We start from the raw sequence: 21,398 nt of genomic DNA, 5'->3' as shown, positions 1-21,398 counted from the left end.
CGGGGCCAGGCCGTGCGAGGGGAGACGACCAGAGTGAACGGGCTGCCGATATCGGGACAGCGGCGGGGACGTCGGGGAACGGGGCCGCTGGCCCTGATGCTGGGAGCGCTCCTCCTGGTCGTCACCGCGTGCGGGGGCGGGGGCGGGGGCTCCGGCGAGGACGACGGTGACAAGAACCGCGGCAAGGACGCGGCGAAGGTCGAGAACGCCGCCTCCGTGGCGGTGGTGACCATCCTGCCGAAGGACGACGCGAAGGGGGTCGCGACCACCGGCGCCCTCAAGATCTCCGCGGCCAAGGGCAAGCTGACCACCGTCACCGTCCAGGACGACAAGGGCAATCCGGTCGAGGGCAGGCTCTCCGAGGGCGCCGCCGCCTGGGAGCCGCTCCAGCATCTGGCCGGCGCCACCAAGTACAAGGTGCACGCGATCGCCGAGGACGCCGACGGCCGGGAGTCCGCCAAGGACACCACCTTCACGACGCTCGTCCCGAAGAACACCTTCATCGGGACCTACACGCCGGAGGACGGTTCGACGGTCGGTGTCGGTATGCCGGTCTCGATCAACTTCAGCCGGGGCATCACCGCCCCCGAGGCCGTCGAGAAGGCCATCACGGTGACGGCGGAGCCGGCCGTACCGGTCGAGGGCCACTGGTTCGGCAACGACCGGCTGGACTTCCGTCCCGAGAAGTACTGGGCGGCGGGCACGAAGGTGACCGTGAAGCTCAATCTGGACGGTGTCGAGGGCCGTCCGGGCGTGTACGGCAAGCAGGCCAAGTCCGTGTCGTTCACGATCGGCCGCAGCCAGGTCTCCACCGTCGACGCGAGCGCCAAGACGATGAAGGTCGTACGGGACGGCAAGCAGATCAAGAACATCCCGATCACCGCGGGCGCCCCGGCGACCACCACGTACAACGGCCAGATGGTCATCAGCGAGAAGTACGAGGTGACCCGGATGAACGGCGCGACGGTCGGCTTCGGCGGTGAGTACGACATCAAGGACGTGCCGCACGCGATGCGCCTGTCCACCTCGGGCACCTTCGTCCACGGCAACTACTGGGCGTCGTCGGGCACCTTCGGCTCCGCGAACGTCAGCCACGGCTGCGTCGGGCTGCGGGACATCCGGGGCGGCGGGAACAACGGGACGCCGTCCGCCTGGTTCTACGACTCCTCCATCATCGGCGACGTGGTCGTCGTCAAGAACTCGAAGGACAAGCAGATAGCCCCGGACAACGGCCTGAACGGCTGGAACATGTCCTGGTCGGAGTGGATCGCGTAACCCCGCCGGGGCCCTGTCCGGGCCGCCGGCGGCGACGGACCCGGCGCGCTGTGACCAGGCGCACCGGGTCCGTCGCCGTTAGCGGCGGTTAACCTGCCTCGTATGGCATTCGTGAACCTCGAAGTCTCCGGCGGCGTCGGTACCATCCGGCTGGACCGCCCCCCGATGAACGCGCTGAACACCGCCATCCAGGACCGGCTGCGCGAGCTGGCCGAGGAGGCGGCCCGGCGTGAGGACGTCCGCGCCGTGATCCTGTACGGCGGCGAGAAGGTCTTCGCGGCCGGCGCCGACATCAAAGAGATGCGCGACATGGACCACGCGGCGATGGTCGTACGCTCCCGGGCGCTCCAGGAGTCGTTCACCGCGGTGGCCCGTATCCCCAAGCCCGTCGTCGCCGCGGTCACCGGCTACGCGCTGGGCGGCGGCTGTGAGCTGGCCCTCTGCGCCGACTTCCGGATCGCCGCGGACGACGCCCGGCTGGGCCAGCCCGAGATCCTGCTGGGGCTGATCCCGGGCGCCGGCGGCACCCAGCGGCTGGCCCGGCTGATCGGTCCCTCCCGCGCCAAGGACCTCATCTTCACGGGCCGTCAGGTGAAGGCCGGGGAGGCGCTGGCGATCGGTCTGGTCGACCGGGTGGTCCCGGCGGCGGAGGTGTACGAGCAGGCGGCGGCCTGGGCCGCGAAGCTCGCCCAGGGGCCCGCGCTCGCGCTGCGGGCGGCGAAGGAGTCGGTGGACGCGGGTCTGGAGACGGATCTGGAGACCGGCCTCGCCATCGAACGGAACTGGTTCGCGGGTCTGTTCGCCACGGAGGACCGCGAGCGCGGAATGCGGTCCTTCGTGGAGGACGGGCCCGGCAAGGCCGAGTTCCTCTGAGAGGAGCCCGGTTGGACACGGAGAGCCACGACGTCAACCCCACGCACGCCTTAGCACAGACTTAAGAGAACCTTAAGGGAAATGCCGAGATCACTCCGGGCGATCATTGAATCGCGCGGCGTCATCGCAGGTCAGTACTGGCTCGTGTGGTCAAGTTCTGCCCTTGGCATATGCCGTTCGCGCCCCCTGGAATGATTCATTCCGGGGGGTCCATTCCCCCGGAAAGGCCCCGGAGCGGGCTCTGGGCGGCCATGATGGGGGGCATGGCGGGCCTGGAGGGTGTGGAGCAGCCGCGGCAGCGCGGCGGTGCGGCCGCAGCGCGGTGGATACCGTCCGTCGAAGACGAACAGGCGCTCAAGGCGCTGGAGTTGTTCGGCAATCCGACGGAGGCTGAAGTCCGTCTGCCCTCCCGCCCGGAGTCCGCCTCGGCCGCCCGCAGGATCACCCACAGTGTGGTGCTGCGCCAGTGGGGGCTCTCGCCGCAGACCGCCGAGTACGCGGTCCTGCTCGTCTCGGAGCTCGTCGGCAACGCCGTGCGGCACACCGGCGCGCGGGTCTTCGGATTACGGATGCTGCGCCGCCGCGGCTGGATCAGGATCGAGGTCCGCGACCCCTCCCGGGGGCTGCCCTGTCTGATGCCGGTGCGCGAGATGGACACCAGCGGGCGCGGGCTCTTCCTGGTGGACCGGCTCTCCGACCGGTGGGGGGTGGATCTGCTGCCGCGCGGCAAGACCACCTGGTTCGAGATGCGGGTCGCCGACCGCCAGACCCCATGAGTCGGTGCGCCTCGGACCCCATGGGTCCATGTACCCCGGACCCATGGGTCGGTGCGCCCCGGACCCGGTGAGTCGGTGCGCCCTAGGCCCCGTGGGTCCGTGCGTTCCGGGCTCCGTGGGTCCGTACGCCCCGGATCCCGGGACTCCGCACCCGCCGGTATGAGTCCCGGCCCGCCGGGCGGCGGGGGCGCGGGATCCGCCGGGTAAGCGACCCCAGCGGCCCTTCATCGGGTCAATCGTCACCTTTCGCCCGGTACGCCCCTTAAATGAGGGCGTGATCCCGATCGACCGTCGCAGAGCACTGCGCGCAGCAGCCGGCGCGGCCGTCACGGGCGCCCTCGCCATCGGCTGTACGGACAGCGCCCCGGGCCCGCCCGGCTCCGTACCCCCGTCCTCCGTACCGCCGCAGGGACACAGCGGCGCCGCCTCGGGACAGGCGCGGCCCGCGGCCCGTGCCGCACCCCCGCCCCGGCGCTTCCCCGGGCAGCCCGCCGAGATCGCGCACGGCCCCCGCGACCGGGCCCGGGTCGCGCTCACCTTCCACGGCCAGGGCGACCCCGCCACCGCCACCGCGGTACTGACCGAGGCGGAACGCGCCGGGGCCCGGGTCACCGTCCTCGCCGTGGGCGGCTGGCTCGACGAGAATCCGCGGCTGGCCCGCCGGGTCCTCGACGGCGGCCACGATCTCGGCAACCACACCCTGCGCCACACCGACATCTCCATGATGGGCGAGGCGGAGGCGTACGCGGAGATCACCGGCTGCGCGGAGCGGCTGCGCAGGCTCACCGGCTCCATCGGCACCTGGTTCCGGCCCTCCCGCACCCAGCACGCCACCCCGCTGATCGAGCGGCTCGCCCGGCGGGCGGGTTACCCGCATGTCCTCTCCTACGACGTCGACTCCCTCGACTTCACCTCGCCCGGCGCCCCGGCCGTCGTCCGCACCGTCACCGGGCAGATCCGCAACGGCTCCGTGGTGAGCCTGCACTTCGGCTACGCGGACACGGTCGCCGCGCTGCCCGCCCTCCTCGACGCACTGGAACGCCGCGGCCTGCGCGCGGTGACGACCACGGAGCTGCTGACCTGATGCTTCCTCCCATCAAACGGACCACCGCCCTGCTCGGGGCCGCGGCCCTCGCCCTCCTCGCGAGCTGCGCCGAGCCCGACGACCGGCGGGACCGGACGAACGCCACCAAGGCCTCCGCACGGCCGGCCGTGGCGCTGTCGAGCGCGCCCGCGGGGCTGCCCGGCATGCCCCCGGTGCAGAACCCCAAGGACATCTACGCCGCCGACCGGCCCGGAATGCTCTCCCCCGTGGTGAGGGGCTTCCCCTCCCGGGTCTATGTCCCCAACACCAACTCCGACACGGTCTCGGTCATCGACCCGGCGACCTACAAGGTCATCGAGACCATCGAGGTCGGCAGACAGCCTCAGCACGTCGTGCCCTCCTGGGATCTGAAGACCCTCTGGGTCAACAACAACCGCGGTCACACGCTCACCCCGATCGACCCCGCCACGGGCAAGGTGGGCGAACCCGTCGACGTGCACGACCCGTACAACCTCTACTTCACGCCCAACGGCAAGTACGCGGTCGTCATGGCCTCGCTCGACCGTCAGCTGGTCTTCCGCGATCCGCACACCATGAAGGTGAAGAAGACCGAGCCGGTCACCTGCGCGGGTGTCAACCACGCCGACTTCTCGGCGGACGGCCGCTACTTCATCGTCTCGTGCGAGTTCTCCGGTGAACTGCTGAAGGTCGACACGGAGCGGATGAAGGTCACGGCCCAGCAGAAGCTGCCCTTCCAGGGCGCGATGCCGCAGGACGTGAAGATCTCGCCGGACGGCAAGACCTTCTACATCGCCGACATGATGGCGCACGGCATGTGGGTGCTGGACGGCGAGAAGTTCACCGTCCCGAAGCTGATGGCCACCGGCAAGGGCACCCACGGTCTCTATGTCAGCCGTGACTCCAAGGTGATGTACGTGTCCAACCGCGGTGAGGGCACCGTCTCGATCTTCGACTTCACCCGGAACCGGCTGACCAAGAAGTGGCGGCTGCCGGACGGCGGCAGCCCCGACATGGGCGGTGTCTCGGCGGACGGCAAGGTCCTGTGGCTGTCGGGGCGTTACGACTCCGAGGTCTACGCGATCGACACGGTCAGCGGCAAGCAGCTCGCGCGGATCCCGGTCGACGGCGGACCGCACGGACTCGCGGTCTATCCGCAGCCGGGGCGGTACTCGCTGGGGCATACGGGTGTCTTCCGGTGAGGGACGGGACCGTGCCGGGGGCCGGGGGCCCGACCGTGGCGTGTGAGCCGCTGTCCCGCGGTCGGCGGCTTCAGGTCCTCGGTACGGCCCGGGGTGTGGCCTGGGATATGGCCCGGCGTCAACTCGCTCTCCGCTCCCAGCCGTTCGAAGCCGACACGCCCCCATTCGGGTGATGGTCCACGGCCCGCCGCCGTACAGCGTGGAGGGTGCTCCCCATGATCACCTCTCGCTCGCGGCAGCGGGCCGCAGCCGTCGCCCTCTCCGTCGCAGCCGTTCTCGTACCGGTCACCGTCACCGAGGCCGCGCCCTCCGTCTCCACACCGGCCGTCTCCGCGCCCGCCACCGGCGGACCCACCCTGGCCGGACCGACACTCACCGGGCCGGAGCTCACCGGGTCCGCGGTCTCCCGTCCCGCCTCGGCCGCCGCCCTCGCCGCCGCCGAACGCTGTCCCGCCGTCAAGGACCCGCTGTCGGCCGCGGCGGACCGCAGGGTCGATGTGGACCGGATCACCCCGGCGCCGTCCTGGCGCACCAACTGCAAGCAGCTCTACCGCGCCGACAGCCGTCCGCCGGAGACCGTCTTCGAGCAGGGCTTCCACCCCAAGGCGCCGCTGGACGGGCAGTACGACGTGGAGAAGTACGTCCTGGTCAACCAGCCCTCGCCGTATGTCTCCACCACCTACGACCACGACCTGTACAAGCAGTGGTACAAGAGCGGCTACAACTACTACATCGACGCGCCCGGCGGTATCGACGTCAACAAGACGATCGGTGCCACCCACAAATGGGCCGACCAGGAAGAGGTCGCCTTCCCCGGCGGGATCTCGCGTGAGCTGATCGTCGGTGTCTGCCCGGTCGACAAGCAGAAGAAGACCGAGATCATGACCGAGTGCCTGGACAACCCGCACTACAAGCCCTGGCGCGGCTAGGCCCTGGGTTTCGTCAGCGCGGGCTGCCTCCGTATGGGGGAATGCGTACAGATAATCTGACCCCGTCAATACGGCACCACGAAGGGGCGGGACAGTGGCAGACATCGACGACGCGCGCAAGGCGTTCGAGCGGTTCGACGCGAACGGCGACGGACTGATCACGGCGAGCGAGTACAAGAGCGTCATGGCGCAGCTCGGTGACTTCCATGTGACCGAGACCGTGGCACAGGCCGTCATCAACGCCCATGACGCGAACGGCGACGGGCTGCTCACCTTCGACGAGTTCCTGACCTCCCGCAAGAACGGCTGACCGGGACGGACGGGCGGACGGGCGGGCCCACGGATCGGGTCCGCCCGGAGGGGTCGCGCATTCGCCCCGGCCACATTGCCGCGCGGCGTGCCCGGAAGCGATGATCAAACGGTGATACTTCCGGGTCCGCCTGCCGATGGCACCAGCGGCGCTCCGGAGCGCAGGACCGTTCTGAACACGGGCCTGCTCGCCGGGGCGGCCGTGCTCGCCGTACTTGTCGCACTGCTCGCCGCGCTCGGCGCGGGCCTGGCCGCGCGCGGCACCGGCGAGCTGCGAATACCCGGCGCGGGCGCCACCACCGTGCTGCGGGTCGCCGTTCTCGCCGCCCTCGCCCTCCAGCTCGGTGAGCTGGCCGGCCCCCGGCTCGCGCGCGCCGGACCCGCCCCGCGCGGCTGGGCGTTCCCCGCCGCGCTGACCGGGGCCGCCGCCTCCGCCGCGCAGATCGGTCTGCTGGCCGCCGTCAGCGGGCTCGGTGTCACCACGGTGTACGGCACCGTGGAGGGCCGGCTCCTGCTCGCCATGGCCAACGGGTTTCTGCTCGCCGCCGGCTGTGTCGCGATGAACCGCCCGATGTGGGCCCTGGCCCCGCTGGCCGTGGTCGTCGGCGCGGAGGCGCTCCGGGCGCACCCCGAGCCGTACACCCCGCTGGTCGGCAGCGCGCTGACCGTCGTCCATCTCACCGCCGCCTCGCTGTGGACCGGCGGTCTGCTGTACGTCCTGCGTACGGCATGGCTGCGGCGCGCCGACCCGGCCGGCGTCAAGGCCGTGGTGGCCCGCTACGCCCGTCTCGCCGGCTGGCTCTTCGCGGCCCTGGCCGCCACCGGCACCGTCTCCACCCTGCGCAGACTTCCCGCCGATGTCGTCCTCACCACCGCGTACGGCCGTGTCCTGATCGCCAAACTCGTCCTGGTCGCGGTCGTGAGCGCGCTGGCCCTGGCCGCCCGCCACCGGCTGCGCCACGACCGGGACGCCGGCCCTCCCGCCCGTGCCGAGCTGGTACTGCTCGCCGTGGTCGTCGTGCTCTCGGGGATCCTGACGGTCGTTCCCGACCCGCACTGGCTCAGCACCCGCTGAGATCCCCCGGGTGTCCGGATCCGCCCGCTCGCCGGCGCTCTCGTGAGGCGCGCGCCGCGTGTCTGGGTAACCATGGGAGGACGCAGGTCACAGGCCCCTGCCAGAGCCTTGTCGGGAGGCCCCGATGGACGACTATCCGGAGAGCTACGAGCTGGTGTTCCAGGCGTCCGCCGTGGAGGACGACGTGGTGATCGTCCGGCGCACCGCCGGCGCCGGTGCCGGCGGGTTCCCGGTCTACGAGGACGAGACGGGAATCGTGCGCGCGGAGATCAGCGACCGGGGAGAGGTCCGCATGCTGGCCAGCGGCGGCCACCAGGAGCTCGGAGCGCCCCTGCTGGTGCGGTCGCTCAGCTCCTGACCCCTGTCATGGTCATATTTTCGTGGTCATATCTCCCCGTACCCGGGCCGGTGTCTTCCCCGTACCCGGACCGGACGCCCCGGAGGGAGGGCATCCGGTCCCCCGCCGGGGCGTCCGACGGACTCAGGGGGCGCAGGATTCCTTGAAGCCGGTGAGCGCGGTGCAGCGGTACGCGGCCGGATTGATCACCGACGGCGGCCGGCGCAGCTTGGTGGCCTGCTCGTAGTCGTAGGCGTAACCGACGAGAGCGGGCTCGCTCCACGCCTGGCCGAGGAACGAGATGCTGAACGGCCGCCGGTTGGCGGCCTGATAGCCGGCCGGGACGCTGACGGAGGGGTAGCCCGCCTTCGCGCCGATGCCCGCGCTGCCGCTGTTGGCGAAGAGCAGCGCCGTCAGGCCGTTGTCCTTCATGACGGCGTCGATACGGTCCTTGCTGTCGGCGAGGTCCTGTGCGCGGCTCGCGCGGTGGAGCGCGGTGTCCTCGCTGTCCGGGGAGAGGTCCTTGGCCTGCGAGTTGAGCGCGTTGACCTGTCCGAACTTCAGTGCCTCGGAGGCGTGCGCGCTGTTGAAGGCGATGATGTCGGCGAGGCTCTTCATCGGCGCCTTCCTCGGCAGCCTGGCCAGATACGCGTTCAGATCGCGCTTGAACTCGTAGGACAGGACGGTCGAGCCGCGGCCCGAGGTGTCCAGGGTGACATCGACGAGCGTCGCGCCCCTGGCCCTGAGCGCGGTGACGGCCGCGTCCCACAGGGCGCGGTTGTCCGATCCCGCCGTCGGCACCTGACTGGCGACGACGCCGATCCGGGCCCCTCGCAGCGCGGTCGTGGACAGGTCCTTGGTGAAGTCGTGCCCGACGAGCGGATTGGCGGCGGTCGCCGGGTCCTCCCGGTCCCTGCCGTCGAGCACGGTGAGCGTGACCGCCGCGTCGGCGACCGTACGGGTGAGCGGGCCGGCGGTGTCCTGGCTGGCGGCGATCGGCACGATGCCCGTACGGCTGGCCAGCCCCACCGTCGGCTTGATGCCGACCACGGAGTTGGAGTACGCGGGGCTGAGTATGGAGCCGGAGGTCTCGGTACCGACGGTGACGGCGCCGAGGCCGGCCGAGGCCGCGACGCCCGAACCGGCGCTGGAGCCGCTCGGGGACTGGCTCCCGTCGTAGGCGTTGAGCACCTGCCCGCCCAGCGAGCTGTAGCCGCCGGGCATCCCGGAGGTCAGATAGTTGGCGAACTCGGTGAGGTTGGCCTTGCCGAGGATGACCGCGCCCGCCTCGCGGAACCGCGCGACGATCGGCGCGTCCTTCGCGGGATACGAGTCGGCGAGCGCCACGGACCCGGCGGTGGTCGGCATCCCCGCGACATCGATGTTGTCCTTGACGAGGACGGGTATGCCGAGCAGGGGACTGTGCGGGCCCTTGCCGCGCCGTTTCCTGTCGGCGGCGGCGGCCTCCTTCATGGCGTCGGGGTTGACGGACCGTACGGCGTTGAGCGAGGGCCCCTGGGAGTTGAGGGCCCGGATGCGCTCCAGATAGGCCTCGGTGAGCCTGGTGCTGGAGAGCCTGCCGGAGTCGAGGAGACCGTTCAGCTCGGCCACGGTCGCGGTTTCGAGATCGACGGACAGCGGTCTCTCGGGGCGGTGCGCGGTCGCGTCGGCCCTGGACATGGTCAGGGAGGCGGTACCGGCGACCATCAGCATGGCTGCGGCGAGGGCTACGGCGTGACGGCGGCGGAACGCCGTGCGCGCCGGGAAGTTGAGTTCGATCGTATGCTCCTTGCGAGACGGGGCGAACCTTCGGCCTCAGCATGGAAACGGCGATCTTTGTCCGGCGCATATCGGCGTGATGTCGGTCGAGTTGCCATCAGCGCACCTCAGTTGGGTGAATCGGTGCCACGGCGATGTTCCTTCACCCGTTCCGCCCTCTTCGGGGGCGCGTGTACGCGCTGACGCGCGATCCTGGTACCCAGTGGGGGATTTCCCTTTTGTCGTGGATCGATGGGCTGGAGACGAAATGACTTCCGCGCAGCACCCTCCCCTCCCTCCTTTCACCAAGGAGACCGCCATCGAGAAAGTCAGGGGAGCGGAGGACGGCTGGAACACCCGCGACCCCGGAAAGGTCGCGCTGGCGTATACGGTCGGTTCCGTGTGGCGCAACCGGGCCGAGTTCGCCACCGGCCGTGACGAGATCATCGCCTTTCTCACCCGCAAGTGGCAGAAGGAGCTGGACTACCGGCTCATCAAGGAACTCTGGGCCTACGACGGTGATCGCATCGCCGTGCGCTTCGCCTATGAATGGCACGACGACTCCGAGAACTGGTATCGCTCCTACGGGAACGAGAACTGGGAATTCGACGGGAACGGACTGATGCACCATCGCTACGCGTGTATCAACGACCTTCCCATCGAGGAATCCGAGCGCAAGTACCACTGGCCACTGGGGCGGCGTCCGGACGGCCATCCGGGGCTGAGCGACCTGGGCCTCTGAGCGGACGGGCCGGGACGGGGGCCCGCGTGGTCCCGCGCGCACCCATGGTTCTCACGGTCGTTCACGGGGCGCGGTCGGGTCGCTGTCGACCACGTCGAAGGCGCCCAGCAGTCCGGCGCACCGCAGTGTTCTGCTGATGGACGGATCGGTGATGACCAGCGCCAGCCTGCCACCGTTCTCCTGTATGCGGCGACGTGCCCGGCACAGAACGGAAAGCCCGCTGCAGTCGATGAATTCCACCTGCTGGAGGTCGACCACCAGATCGGGCTCCGGCGCGGCGGTCAGCGAGTCGAGGTGGTCGCTTATACCCGGCGCGGTCAGCAGGTCGATCTCTCCGCGCAGCTCCACCACGACCGTTCTGCCCACGACCCGCGTGCGCGGGCGATCGCGCCACTCGTCCGACATGACCATCACCTGAGCCTCCGACCGGGTCTTTTCGCGACACGGCCCATACAAGGGTGTTGTCCTGGGCCGGCGAGAGTGCCGACCGGCCCATGGGAGCGGGGACGACCAGTCCTGACCCGGGGGCCACGCGGGGTGTGCGGGTGGTCCGGCCCGCCTGCTCGGCCCCGGGTGGTTCCCGCGCGGTTCACGCGGTTCACGCGGTTCGACGGGGGTCCGGCTCAGTCCGTGGCGGGGACCACCGCGACCGGGCAGGCCGCGTGACGCAGTACCGCGTGCTGGACACGGCCGAGGTGCGGACCGAGGGGCGGGTGGCGCCGCTTCGCGCCGACGACCAGCAGATCGGCGCCCGCCGTCTCGTCGAGGAGCGTCCGGCGTACCGGGCCCTCCACGAGTGTGGGCCGGGGGACGACATCGGGGTATTCGCCGTCGACGACGGCCAGGACCTCGTCCACGCGCGCCTGCGCCGGCCGGCGGTCCTGGCCGTGCCAGGCCCGTACGGCCACCAGCTCGCAGCCCCTCCAGTGCGCCTCGCGGACGGCGAAGCGGGTGGCTTCGGCGCTGTCGGCATGGTCCCCGACACCGACGACCACGCGCCGGTGGACCGCCCGCCGGTTCGGGTCCCCGCCACGGACCACGGCCACGGGACAGCGGGCCCTGGCCGCGACGGCCAGGCTCACGGACCCCAGGAGCATCGCCGCGAGCGGACCGTGCCCGCGCGGTCCCAGCACCAGGAGCGCCGCCTCCCGGGCTTCCCTCAGCAGTACCGTCACCGGGTCCTCCGGCTGGATGTCGGTGGACACCTTCACATCGGGGGCGAGGCGGCCCACCCGCTCCTCGGCCGAGGCGACGAGGTTCTCCGCCCGTATCTGCTCGGAGGGGCGGTCGGTGCCGGGCCCCGGCCGTACCCCTTCGTAGTGCTCCCAGAGGGAGGCATGGACCAGCCGCAGCGGCAGGCCGGAGCGCTCGGCCTCGGCCGCGGCCCAGTCGACCGCCCACACACTGCCGTCCGATCCGTCCACCCCCACGACCAGGGGAAGCTCCATCGCTCCCACCTCCCTTTTCTCACCCTTCCGGACCATCTCTCCCCCGTGACCTTCCTCCCGCGACCGTCCGCCGGCCGTCCCCGCGGGTCGTGTCCCCCCTCCAGCGTGACTCTCCCGGGCCCGGTGTGCCCTGGTCCGTCTGCGGCTACGGTGGAAGTGCGGCCGTGACGGGGTACGACGTGCCGGCCGCGCCGGAGGAACCGTGGGCGACGACGGGAACAGGCGGACGGCGGACACCCCGAGACGGCTGGATGTCCTGCCGGAGGAGGTGCAGGCCCATCTGGACGCGGTCCAGCACGGCGCTCCGGAGTCCGTACGGAGCCTGCTCGAAGCCGTGCTCTCGGTGGGCCGGGAACTGGACCTGCCCCAGGTGCTGCGGCATATCGTCGAGGCGGCGGTGGTGCTCGTGGACGCGGAGTACGGCGCCCTGGGTGTCATCGGGGAGAAGCCGCGGCTCTCGCAGTTCCTGCCTGTCGGTGTCACCGAGGAACAGGCCGACGCCATCGGCCATCTGCCCGAGGGCCATGGAATCCTGGGCGAACTCATCCGCAATCCCGAGTCCCTGCGGCTCTCCGAACTGTCGGACCACCCGGCGTCGTACGGCTTTCCGGCCGGTCATCCGCCCATGCACTCGTTCCTCGGGGTGCCGATCCGGATCCGGGACGAGGTGTTCGGCAACCTCTACCTCACCGAGAAACACGGCGGCAAGGACTTCGACGACGAGGACGAGGCCGTCCTGTCCACCCTCGCCGTGGCGGCCGGCGTCGCCATCGACAACGCGCGGCTGTACGAGGAGGCCCGGGACCGCCAGCGCTGGCTGGAGGCCAACGCGGAGATCGTCGCCAGTCTGCTGTCCGGAGCGGACGAGACCCAGGTGCTCCCGCTGATCGTCGAACACGCGCGCGGTATCGTCCGCGCGGACCTGGGGGCGCTGGCGCTTCCCGACGCGGAGAAGGACGTGCTGCGGGTCGCGCTCGCCGAGGGAGTCGACGCGGAGGCCCACCGGGGTCTGGTGCTTCCCCGGGAGGGCTCGTTCGTCGGGGCGGCGCTCCAGGCCGGAGAGCCGCTCACGAGCCTTGACGTCGGGACCGATCCGAGGATCACCGCCGGGCCCCCGCGGTGGCGCGGACTGGGGCCCGCCGTCGCGGTGCCGATGATCACCGACGACTGTGTGCGCGGTGTGCTGCTGCTGGCCCGGACCCGTGGGAGCACCCCGTACACCCCGGCCGACACGGCCCCTCTGCTGGCTTTCGCGGGACAGGCGGCCCTCGCCATGGAACTCGCCGGACGGCGGCGCTCGGCCGAACAGCTCACGCTTCTGGCGGACCGCGACCGGATCGCGCGCGATCTGCACGACCTCGCCATCCAGCGCCTCTTCGCCACCGGGATGACCCTCCAGAGCACCGTACGGTTCGTCGAGCATCCGGCCGCGCGGGAGAGGCTGCTGCGGGCCGTGGACGATCTCGACGAGACCATCAAGATCATCCGCTCGACGATCTTCGGGCTCCGCGCCCATGACACGGGCCGTGCCCGCCAGGGGCTGCGGGTCCGGGCCACCATGGTGGTGGAGCAGGCCGTACGCTCCCTCGGCTTCACCCCGTCGGTGCGTATGGAGGGACTCATCGACACGGATGTGCCGCCCGCGGTCGCCGAACATGTCGTCGCGGTCCTGGCCGAGACGCTGAGCAATGTCGCACGGCACGCGCGTGCGAGCGCGGCGGAGGTGTCCCTCGTCGTACGCAAGGGCCGGCTGACGGTGACCGTCACGGACAACGGGACCGGTGTCCCGGCGGACTGCCACAGAAGCGGTCTGGACAATCTGGCCGGGAGAGCGGAGGGCCTGGGAGGTACGTTGACGCTGGAAACCCCTGATCAGGGGGGCACGCGTGTCGTATGGACGGTACCGATCAACCAGGACTGACCCCGTGGGCGCCTGCGGCCGCCCGCGTGGGCGCCCGCGTGGCGGTTACCCCGGGCGCGTGGTGGTCACGGCGCGTGGTGGCCGGTACCGCCGGTGGTCAGTACGGCGGGTGGTCAGTACGGCGCGTCGCCGGGACCGGGGCCGGGGTGGGGACCGGCCTGGGTGGCGAGGACGGCGGCCTGGATACGCCGTTCGACGCCGAGCTTGGCCAGCAGACGCGAGATATGGTTCTTGACCGTCTTCTCGGACAGATAGAGCCGCTTGCCGATCTGACGGTTCGTCAGGCCCTCACCGATCAGGGCGAGGATCTCCCGTTCGCGGGGCGAGAGTTCGGACAGCGCGTCGGGCTCCGGCTCCACCGCGGTCTCGTCGCCGCGCAGACTGCTCATCAACCGGGTCGTCGTCGCCGGATCGAGCATGGACTGACCGGATGCCACGGTGCGCACGGCGGCCACCAGATCCGCTCCCTTGATCTCCTTCAGCACATATCCGGCCGCACCCGCCATGATCGCGTCGAGCAGGGCATCGTCGTCGTCGAACGAGGTGAGCATCAGACAGGCCAGGCCGGGCATCCGCGAGCGCAGTTCCCGGCAGACCGTGATCCCGTCGCCGTCGGGCAGCCGTACATCGAGAATGGCGACGTCCGGCCGCAGGGCCGGGCCGCGTGCCAGGGCCTGGTCGATCGATCCCGCGTCACCGGCCACCTCGATGTCCGGCTCCGCGTCGAGCAGATCCTGCACACCGCGCCGCACGACCTCGTGGTCGTCGAGCAGGAACACCCGGATCGGCCTCTCCGGGGAGAAGTCCCGTGCCTCGTCCATGTTGTTCCTCCGCACTGTGGGCTGTCGTCCCGTCACTGCTGTCGGAGCTTTCACTGCCGTGGGGCGGCCGTGGGGCCGCCGCCCCTCCATCCTGGACCGGGCCCCCGGGGCGAACCAGGGCCGAACGGGTCCCCTGGCCAGCTCCGCGCCGGGTCCAACCGGCTCAACCGGGTGGGCGGCGGGGGCGGCGGGGCGGCCGTGGGGTCGCCCGGACGCTCGTCAGAGCCACCCGCGGCGGCGGCTCCGTCCGGACGGTGCCGCGCCGACGCCCTCCATGTCACGGTTGGCGACATGGATCAGCAGCCCGCCGAGATCGGCCAGCGCGCGGCCGGCCGCGAGCTCGTCACCGATCTCCGGTACGTCCACGTCATCGGGGCTGCACCGGGCCTTGCCGTGTCCGGCGAGTGACGTGGTCCCGGTGTCCAGCACCACGCGCGCCGTGGTTCTCCCGTCCTCCTCGAAGAGGTAGAGACGTACGGTCCACTCCGTTGTCTTCGACATGGCCTGCCTCATTCCTCGGAGGGCCGCCGCGTTCGAGCGGCCCACAACACCACTGTCGGACGCCCGGGGTGCCGACAGGCAGGGGCCAAAGGTCCCCAGTGGGGTCGGGTCGAGCCGGTCACCGGGTCGGGTCGAGCCGGTCACCGCACCAGAAGCGGCCGAGGGCATGGCCCGTCATCGGTCAGGGGACGGGGAGACCACGAACAGTGCGTAGTCGCCCGTCTGCCGGCCGTCATGGACGGGCGAAGGTACGGCGACGGCGACGGCGACGGTGACGCCGATTCCCCCCGGCCGCGCCGCCCGCGGCGCGTCAGCTCTTCCTCTTCCCCACGGCGTCGCTCGCGGCGGCCACGCCGACACCCAGCACGGTCAGCACGAGGTAGCCGTAGATCTCGTAGCCGTCGGGGACGAGAAAGCGGAAGAAGCCGAAGAACGTCGGGAACCAGTCGATCCACTGGTGCAGCAGACCGCTGACGCCGAAGGAGATGAACATGAAGCTGACGAATCCGAGGAAGGCCTTCATCCCCCGAGCGTAGAAAACGCCGGTCGGAGCCGGTACTGGCCGAGGGGATACCGAGCCGCGACCAAAGTCTCGGCTCCGCCGGCGCCGATCCTCTTCCCTGTCGCGGTGGTGCCCTGCTTCTCGGAGCCGGTGATCACCCGATCACCCACCCGATCACCCACCCGGTCGCCCGATCACTCGTCAGGGCTGTTGTGTCCGGTCCGGGGGCCACAGCCGCGTCTTCTCCGGTGCGATCTCCTTCACCACCTTCGCCAGTGCCTCGCACGCCTCCTCGATGCCCTGCCTGAGCTTGTTCTGCTCGGTGATGGTCGCGGCCAGGAGAAGCGAGGTCAGTGCCACGGATCCATTGAGCACCTGGAGACTGAACAGCCGTTCCATGAGGCTGTAGTGGGCGAAGGCGCCGATGTCCTTGGCCGCTTCGAGGATCGCCACGACCGAGACGAACAGCGCGTACGGGGCGCTCGCGGCGAGTTCGAAGCGCAGGGCCGCCCAGATGAGTACGGGGAAGAAGAGGAAGACCAGGGTGAGGGACCTCGTGACGGCGAGCGGTGTGATGACGACGGCGGCGACGACAATGGCGGCCGACTCGGCCCATCGGTGGGTCGGCAGGGGCAGCCGGATACGGCAGAGGACCAGCAGGAAGGGCGTGACGAGCAGGACACCCATGGCATCGCCCGTCCACCACGCCAGCCAGGTCGGCCAGAAACCCAGCGGCAGCGTTCCGCTGAGCGCCAGCGCCCCCGTGCCCACCGTGGCGCTGATCAGTATCCCCGTCAGGGCGCCCAGGAAGACCAGGGCCATCCCGTCCCGCAGCCGGTCAAGCTGTACGCGGAAGCCCACGTGGCGCAGCAGCAGCCAGGAACAGAGGGGAGCGACGGTGTTGCCCGCCAGGATCGCGACGTTGGACGCGCCGAACGGGCCGAGCGTGGCCACACTGCCGAAGGTGCCCAGGGTGATTCCCGGCCAGACCCCGGTCCCGAGGAGCAACAGGGCCGCCAAGGCGATGCCCGTGGCGGGCCAGAGGGGGGAGACATTCACGCCGTCGAGCCTGGTCACCCCCTTCAGCGTGCCGACGCGCGTGCCCGCGTAGTAGGCGACGGCGACGCCGAGGATGCGAAGAACAGTCACGGACAGCCGTCGTTTCTTCCCGGTACGCGCCACACCAGCTATCAGACAACGCCCCGCCGCCCAGTCCCGCCATGACACGCACGGGCCGGTCGTCACACGGGCCGGGGCAAGAGGCGGGGGCCGTGCCGTGGTCGATTCGGCGACCGCGCCCGTACTCCCCGCGCCCGTACTCCCCGCGCCCGTACTCCCCGCGCCCGTACTCCCCGCGCCCGTACTCCCCGCGCCCGTACTCCCCGCGCTCACCCACTCGGCCTCGCGGGTGGGCATCGCGCTCCGCACACGGTCAACCGGCCCTTTCCGGCAGGGCCGTTCGGAGCGGCCTGCGGGGGCACGGTCAGCACCTTCGACGCCACCACGCCAACTCCGCGTCCGCCACAGGTCCGTGGTGTGTTCGGCCGTCAGGGCCTGCCGAGCCGGCCGGTCACCACGCTGGCGAGACGGTCACACCCGCCCGGGAAGCCGGACGACGGTGACGAAGAACTCGTCGATCTGGCGGACCGCCGAGATGAACTGCTCCAGGTCGACGGGCTTGGTCACATACGCGTTGGCGTGCAGCTTGTAGCTGCGCAGAATGTCCTCCTCCGCCGAGGACGTGGTCAGTACGACGACGGGGATCGGCGCGAGATCGGGATCGGTCTTGATCCGTTCGAGCACCTGGCGTCCGTCGTACTTCGGCAGATTGAGATCCAGCAGGATGAGATCCGGCCGGGGCGCCTCCTGGTGGGCGCCCCGCCGGTACAGGTAGTCGAGGGCTTCCTCGCCGTCGCGCACCACACGGAGGGTGTTGCGGATCTTGTTGTCCTCGAATGCCTCGCGTGTCATCAGTTCGTCGCCCGCGTCGTCCTCGACGAGAAGGACCTCGATCGGCTGCATGGAGACCTGGGCGCCGGAGGAGCTGTTCGGGGCGGTCGAGGAATTCATGAGAGGGCTCCCGGTGGGGTGGTGGACGGCGCGTCGCCCTCGCCGGTCCCCCCGGCCGCGTACGGCGGCGCGTGGTCTCCGGGTGGGGCCGGTGTACGAGGCGGTTCGGGCGTTTCGGACGCGGGGGGCCGGGCCGCTCCGGACGGCCGGGCCGCTTCGGGGGCTTCCGGTCCGCCGGCGGCGACGGGCAGGGTGAAGACAATGCTGGTGCCGCCCTCCGGGCCCGGCTCCAGCCGGATCCGGCCACCGTGGAACTCCACGATCTTCCGCGACAGCGCGAGACCGATCCCGGTTCCCTCGTACTCGTCCCTGCCATGCAGCCGCTGGAAGATGACGAAGACCTTCTCGGCGAACTCGGGCGCGACGCCGATGCCGTTGTCCACGACGGTCAGCCGCCACTCGTCGCCCTGGCGCGAGCAGCCGACGGTGATCCGGCTGGGGACGTCGGGCCTGCGGAACTTGACGGCGTTGCCGATGAGGTTCTGCCAGAGCATGGTCAGCGTGGTCGGATCACCGTTCACCCCGGGGAGCGGGTCCGCCCGTACGACCGTGGCCCCCGCTTCCTGGATCACCAGACCCAGATTGCCCAGCGCCCGGTCCAGGACCTTGTCCAGCCGTACGGTCTGCCGGGTGTCGTGCACCCGCCCCACCCGGGAGAAGGTGAGCAGGTCGTTGATCAGGGTCTGCATGCGCTTGGCGCCGTCGACCGCGAAGTCGATGTACTGCTTGCCGCGTTCGTCCAGCACCGTGCCGTACCGCTTCTCCAGAAGCTGGCAGAACGAGGCGATCTTGCGCAGCGGTTCCTGGAGGTCGTGCGAGGCGACATAGGCGAACTGCTCCAGTTCCGAGTTCGAACGCCGCAGTTCCTCGGTCTGTTCCGCGAGCACGGCCTCTCGTGAGCGTCCCGCGGCGATCTCGTCGGCGAGGCGTCCGCGCATGTCCTCGACCGCCGCGGCCACGGCCCGGAGGTCGGCGGGCCCGCCGACCTCGATGCGCCGGTCGAACGCCCCGGCGCGTACGCCGTCGGACGCGGCCCGCAGCGCGTTGAGCGGACGGCCCACCATCTGCCGCAGCAGCAGGGCCAGGCCCGCCACGGCGAGGACGAAGACGACCAGGATCAGGATGAGCACGGTGTCGCGGAGCGACCGCGCGTCGTTCAGCTCCCCCCGTGCCCGGTCCCTGGCCGTGTCGAGGTGCTCCTGCTGTACGGCGAAGAGACGGCGCAGCTCGTCGAAGCTCTCCTTGCTGCCCGCCATCCGCGCCGCGGAGGCCGCCTCGGGGGCTCCGGTGCGTACGGACGCGATCAGCGGCTCCGCCTCCTCGCTCCGCCATGTCCGTGCCGCGCGGGTGATGCGGTCGAGGTCCCTGGTGAACTGAGGGCTGGATGCCACGATGGCGCCCACGCGGGCGGCGAGTCTGCGCTCGTCCTCGCGGCCACGGGTGTACGGCGTGAGGAACGAGTCGTCCGCGGTCAGCGCGAAGCCCCGCACACCGGTCTCCTGGTCGAGCAGGGACTTCTGGAACTGGAACACCGTGGAACGGGCGGGCTGGATGTGATCGACCAGCTCATTGGTCCGGTCGTTGGTCCGCGACAGCAGCACACCGCCGACGACGGTGCAGCCGCACACCACCAGTACCAGGGCCCCGAGGATCAGCTGAACCCAGCCCTGCACCGAGAGCCGGGCCGCCGTGGTGTGCCAGGCCGTGGGAGGGCGCGGTGTCCCGCTCACCGGTCCGTACGCCGGCGTCCCGTTTTCTGCGTGCCGCTTCACGGAGCGGCCCAGCCGAGGTGCAGCACCGCGACATCGTCCGCGAGTCCGCCGTACGGAGCCGCTCCCTCCGCCGCCCCGTCGACCAGCGCGTCGACGAAGGCCTGCGGCGCGAGCGCGCTGTGCTCACCGGCCAGTTCGAGCAGTCCCTCTTCACCGAGCCGGGCCGACGGGCCCGTGCGCCCTTCGAAGAGGCCGTCGGTGAAGACCACCACATGCCCTCCCGGCGGCAGCGGCAGCGTCGTCTCGGTCCACCGGCCCGTGTCCGGCAGCAGCCCCAGGGCCATGCCCGCCTCCGGCTCCTCCCAGCGGACTTCGGCCTGGTCGCGTATGAGCAGTCCCGGGTGGCCCGCGCGTACGACCCGGACCTCCTGGCCCCCGGGCGGGAAGGCCAGGGAACTGACCGTGGCGAAGACATGCTGGTCGAAGCGTTCCGCGACCAGGATCTCCTCCAGGAGGGGGACCAGGTCCACCGGCGCCGTCCCGCAGAGCACGGCCGTGCGCCAGGCGACCCGCAGGCAGACGCCGAGAGCGGCCTCCGCCGCCCCGTGGCCCGAGACATCCCCTATGACCGCGTGGACCGTGCCGTCCGTGGTCTGGACGACATCGTAGAAGTCGCCGCTCAGCAGACCGTGGGCGCGGCCCGGTTCGTATCGCGCGGTCGCCTCGAAATCGTCGCCGCGCAGCAGCGGGACCGGCAGCAGACCGCGTTCGAGCCGGGCGTTCTCCTTGGCCATCAGCTCGTTCGCGCGGAGCGCCGCCGCCGTCCGCTCGACCTGCTTGCGCTGGAGGGCGTAGCGGACCGCTCTGCCGAGCGACTCCGGGTCGATCCGTCCCTTGACCAGATAGTCCTGCGCACCGGTCGCCACGGCCGCGAGCCCCGCCTCGCCCTCGGCCAGACCGGTGAGGACGACGATGGCGGCGTCCGGCGCTGTCGCGAGGATCCGGGTGACCGCGTCGACGCCCCGGGCATCCGGGAGGTGGAGATCGAGGAGCACACAGACCGGGGTGGTGCGGCCGGCGAGGAATCGCTGTCCCTCGGCCAACGACCGGCACCGGGTGAGCGAGGAGTCCAGATCGCTGTCGGCGAGCATCTCCTCCACGAGCAGCGCGTCCCCCGCGTCGTCCTCGACCAGCAGGATCACCCCGTCGATCACCCCGTCGACGGACCACAGGGAGCCACGGGAAACCGCCGCGGCATTCTGGGGCGGCACCTCCCCCAGTGGTGCGAGCGGGGACGCGGTACCGGCGTGGTCATCACTTCGCGCGGGACGCGACGAGGTACTGACGGGCAAGTCGGCCATGCTTCCCCCTCACCGGCGGTACCGACCACTCGGCCCCGTTCCAGCGGGCAGCATAGGCGACGGCCGGGGTCATGACGCTCGCGGTGTCCCGCGGCGGGAGAACGCTCCCCGAGGCACGCCGACGGCAAACCAGCAGGACGGGCGGTTCCGGCCGGCGCGTCCCGTCGCGGAGCCAGGGCCTGCCCCGCACACCCCGTAAGACCGTGTTTTGTCCCCGGGACGGCCATCGTCCGGACACTCGACCGAGGACCCAGCACACCGCCCACGGACCTTTCTCGTGGGCCGGGGGGTGTGCGGTCACGATCCCGCATCGGTGGATAATTTGTACAAACTATGGGCTTATCGTAAACACCACTATGGGGTGAGCCCGGCGGGGGGTGTGAGAGCACAGGCGCCGGGTCTCGATTCCCGAGTGTCTGCGTGATCACCAGCTGGGGGGCTCTCCGTGTCCGCTTCGTTCAACCGCGCCACCGCGCGCTCCTGGCCCTCCGCGTGATTCCGCCGCACGACATGACCTCCGGTGCCACGGTCCTCGCCATGCTCCGCCCGCCCATGTCCTGAACCGCTCCGCCGAGGACCGCCCCACCCGCCTCACCCGCGCCCGCGCGCGGCCCCGTTCGCCGGTACGGCACGGGCGCCCGCGCGGGCGGGCCCGTGACACCGCCGGACGGGCGCCCGGTCCACCGCGCCCGCCGAGCCCATGTCTCCCACTCCGTACGGAAG

The 21,398-nt window shown here is 70.9% G+C and carries 21 protein-coding genes; 11 read left to right on the top strand and 10 right to left on the bottom strand.

The genetic code is table 11. From position 1 onward, the window contains the following. The first annotated feature begins 33 nt into the window (after positions 1–33). The 9 genes from ACWGDX_RS11960 to ACWGDX_RS11920 all read left to right on the top strand — a co-directional run bounded on the left by ACWGDX_RS11960 (position 34) and on the right by ACWGDX_RS11920 (position 7,860). Entirely contained in the window at positions 34–1,275 is a 1,242-nt protein-coding gene (locus tag ACWGDX_RS11960) for a L,D-transpeptidase (RefSeq protein ID WP_453624654.1), read from the top strand. A gap of 102 nt (positions 1,276–1,377) precedes the next feature. Beyond that, positions 1,378–2,148 (top strand): enoyl-CoA hydratase/isomerase family protein, encoded by a 771-nt coding sequence (locus ACWGDX_RS11955; protein ID WP_453624653.1) that lies wholly within the window; start codon positions 1,378–1,380, stop codon positions 2,146–2,148. Between the two features lie 251 nt (positions 2,149–2,399). Next, entirely contained in the window at positions 2,400–2,924 is a 525-nt protein-coding gene (locus tag ACWGDX_RS11950; protein ID WP_453624651.1) for an ATP-binding protein, read from the top strand. Between the two features lie 274 nt (positions 2,925–3,198). Next, a complete protein-coding gene (locus ACWGDX_RS11945; protein ID WP_453624649.1) occupies positions 3,199–4,008 on the top strand; it encodes a polysaccharide deacetylase family protein in 810 nt (269 codons plus the stop codon). Beyond that, positions 4,008–5,189, top strand: coding sequence for a YncE family protein (locus ACWGDX_RS11940; RefSeq protein ID WP_363084031.1), 1,182 nt, complete (start codon positions 4,008–4,010; stop codon positions 5,187–5,189). The genes ACWGDX_RS11945 and ACWGDX_RS11940 overlap by 1 nt, the downstream gene beginning before the upstream one ends. 215 nt (positions 5,190–5,404) lie before the next feature. Next, entirely contained in the window at positions 5,405–6,118 is a 714-nt protein-coding gene (locus tag ACWGDX_RS11935) for an ADP-ribosyltransferase (protein ID WP_453624647.1), read from the top strand. A gap of 94 nt (positions 6,119–6,212) precedes the next feature. Beyond that, positions 6,213–6,428: an EF-hand domain-containing protein gene (locus ACWGDX_RS11930; RefSeq protein ID WP_453624645.1), complete on the top strand. Its 216-nt coding sequence runs from the start codon at positions 6,213–6,215 to the stop codon at positions 6,426–6,428. Between the two features lie 111 nt (positions 6,429–6,539). Continuing rightward, positions 6,540–7,502 carry a CopD family protein gene (locus tag ACWGDX_RS11925; protein WP_453624643.1) on the top strand — a complete coding sequence of 321 codons (963 nt, stop codon included), beginning with the start codon at positions 6,540–6,542 and terminating at the stop codon, positions 7,500–7,502. A 124-nt stretch (positions 7,503–7,626) separates the two neighbouring features. Beyond that, positions 7,627–7,860: a DUF6296 family protein gene (locus tag ACWGDX_RS11920; protein ID WP_363084027.1), complete on the top strand. Its 234-nt coding sequence runs from the start codon at positions 7,627–7,629 to the stop codon at positions 7,858–7,860. A 123-nt stretch (positions 7,861–7,983) separates the two neighbouring features. On the opposite strand, the gene ACWGDX_RS11915 is transcribed toward ACWGDX_RS11920, so the two are convergent. Then, on the bottom strand, positions 7,984–9,552 hold the full coding sequence (locus ACWGDX_RS11915; protein WP_453624641.1) for an amidase family protein: 1,569 nt from the start codon (positions 9,550–9,552) through the stop codon (positions 7,984–7,986). A gap of 313 nt (positions 9,553–9,865) precedes the next feature. On the opposite strand from ACWGDX_RS11915, the gene ACWGDX_RS11910 reads away from it, so the two are divergent. Further along, a complete protein-coding gene (locus ACWGDX_RS11910; RefSeq protein ID WP_453624639.1) occupies positions 9,866–10,339 on the top strand; it encodes a nuclear transport factor 2 family protein in 474 nt (157 codons plus the stop codon). Positions 10,340–10,390: 51 nt separating this feature from the next. Here ACWGDX_RS11910 and ACWGDX_RS11905 read toward each other — a convergent pair whose 3' ends face one another. Next, entirely contained in the window at positions 10,391–10,744 is a 354-nt protein-coding gene (locus ACWGDX_RS11905; RefSeq protein ID WP_453624638.1) for an STAS domain-containing protein, read from the bottom strand. A 218-nt stretch (positions 10,745–10,962) separates the two neighbouring features. Next, positions 10,963–11,787: a universal stress protein gene (locus tag ACWGDX_RS11900; RefSeq protein ID WP_453624636.1), complete on the bottom strand. Its 825-nt coding sequence runs from the start codon at positions 11,785–11,787 to the stop codon at positions 10,963–10,965. A 202-nt stretch (positions 11,788–11,989) separates the two neighbouring features. Here ACWGDX_RS11900 and ACWGDX_RS11895 point away from each other — a divergent pair, with 202 nt between their 5' ends. Then, positions 11,990–13,708: a GAF domain-containing sensor histidine kinase gene (locus ACWGDX_RS11895; RefSeq protein WP_453624634.1), complete on the top strand. Its 1,719-nt coding sequence runs from the start codon at positions 11,990–11,992 to the stop codon at positions 13,706–13,708. Between the two features lie 113 nt (positions 13,709–13,821). Here the strand turns inward: ACWGDX_RS11895 and ACWGDX_RS11890 are convergent, their stop codons facing one another. The 7 genes from ACWGDX_RS11890 to ACWGDX_RS11860 all read right to left on the bottom strand — a co-directional run bounded on the left by ACWGDX_RS11890 (position 13,822) and on the right by ACWGDX_RS11860 (position 20,585). Then, positions 13,822–14,529: a response regulator gene (locus ACWGDX_RS11890; RefSeq protein WP_453624632.1), complete on the bottom strand. Its 708-nt coding sequence runs from the start codon at positions 14,527–14,529 to the stop codon at positions 13,822–13,824. Positions 14,530–14,748: 219 nt separating this feature from the next. Continuing rightward, the gene (locus ACWGDX_RS11885) at positions 14,749–15,030 is read right to left on the bottom strand and encodes a DUF1876 domain-containing protein (RefSeq protein WP_365903199.1); all 282 of its coding nucleotides are present in this window, start codon (positions 15,028–15,030) and stop codon (positions 14,749–14,751) included. A gap of 310 nt (positions 15,031–15,340) precedes the next feature. Continuing rightward, positions 15,341–15,553: a hypothetical protein gene (locus tag ACWGDX_RS11880; RefSeq protein WP_453624630.1), complete on the bottom strand. Its 213-nt coding sequence runs from the start codon at positions 15,551–15,553 to the stop codon at positions 15,341–15,343. Between the two features lie 180 nt (positions 15,554–15,733). Continuing rightward, positions 15,734–16,681 (bottom strand): MASE1 domain-containing protein, encoded by a 948-nt coding sequence (locus ACWGDX_RS11875; protein WP_453624628.1) that lies wholly within the window; start codon positions 16,679–16,681, stop codon positions 15,734–15,736. Between the two features lie 441 nt (positions 16,682–17,122). Continuing rightward, positions 17,123–17,554, bottom strand: coding sequence for a response regulator (locus tag ACWGDX_RS11870; RefSeq protein ID WP_453624790.1), 432 nt, complete (start codon positions 17,552–17,554; stop codon positions 17,123–17,125). A 44-nt stretch (positions 17,555–17,598) separates the two neighbouring features. After that, entirely contained in the window at positions 17,599–19,332 is a 1,734-nt protein-coding gene (locus tag ACWGDX_RS11865; protein WP_453624626.1) for a sensor histidine kinase, read from the bottom strand. 38 nt (positions 19,333–19,370) lie between these two features. Then, positions 19,371–20,585 carry a PP2C family protein-serine/threonine phosphatase gene (locus ACWGDX_RS11860; RefSeq protein WP_453624788.1) on the bottom strand — a complete coding sequence of 405 codons (1,215 nt, stop codon included), beginning with the start codon at positions 20,583–20,585 and terminating at the stop codon, positions 19,371–19,373. Positions 20,586–21,398 lie beyond the last annotated feature (813 nt).

Source organism: Streptomyces sp. NPDC055025 (assembly GCF_053608565.1).
The sequence above is the reverse complement of the archived record's forward strand: the minus strand, read 5'-3'. Positions and strand labels throughout refer to the sequence as shown.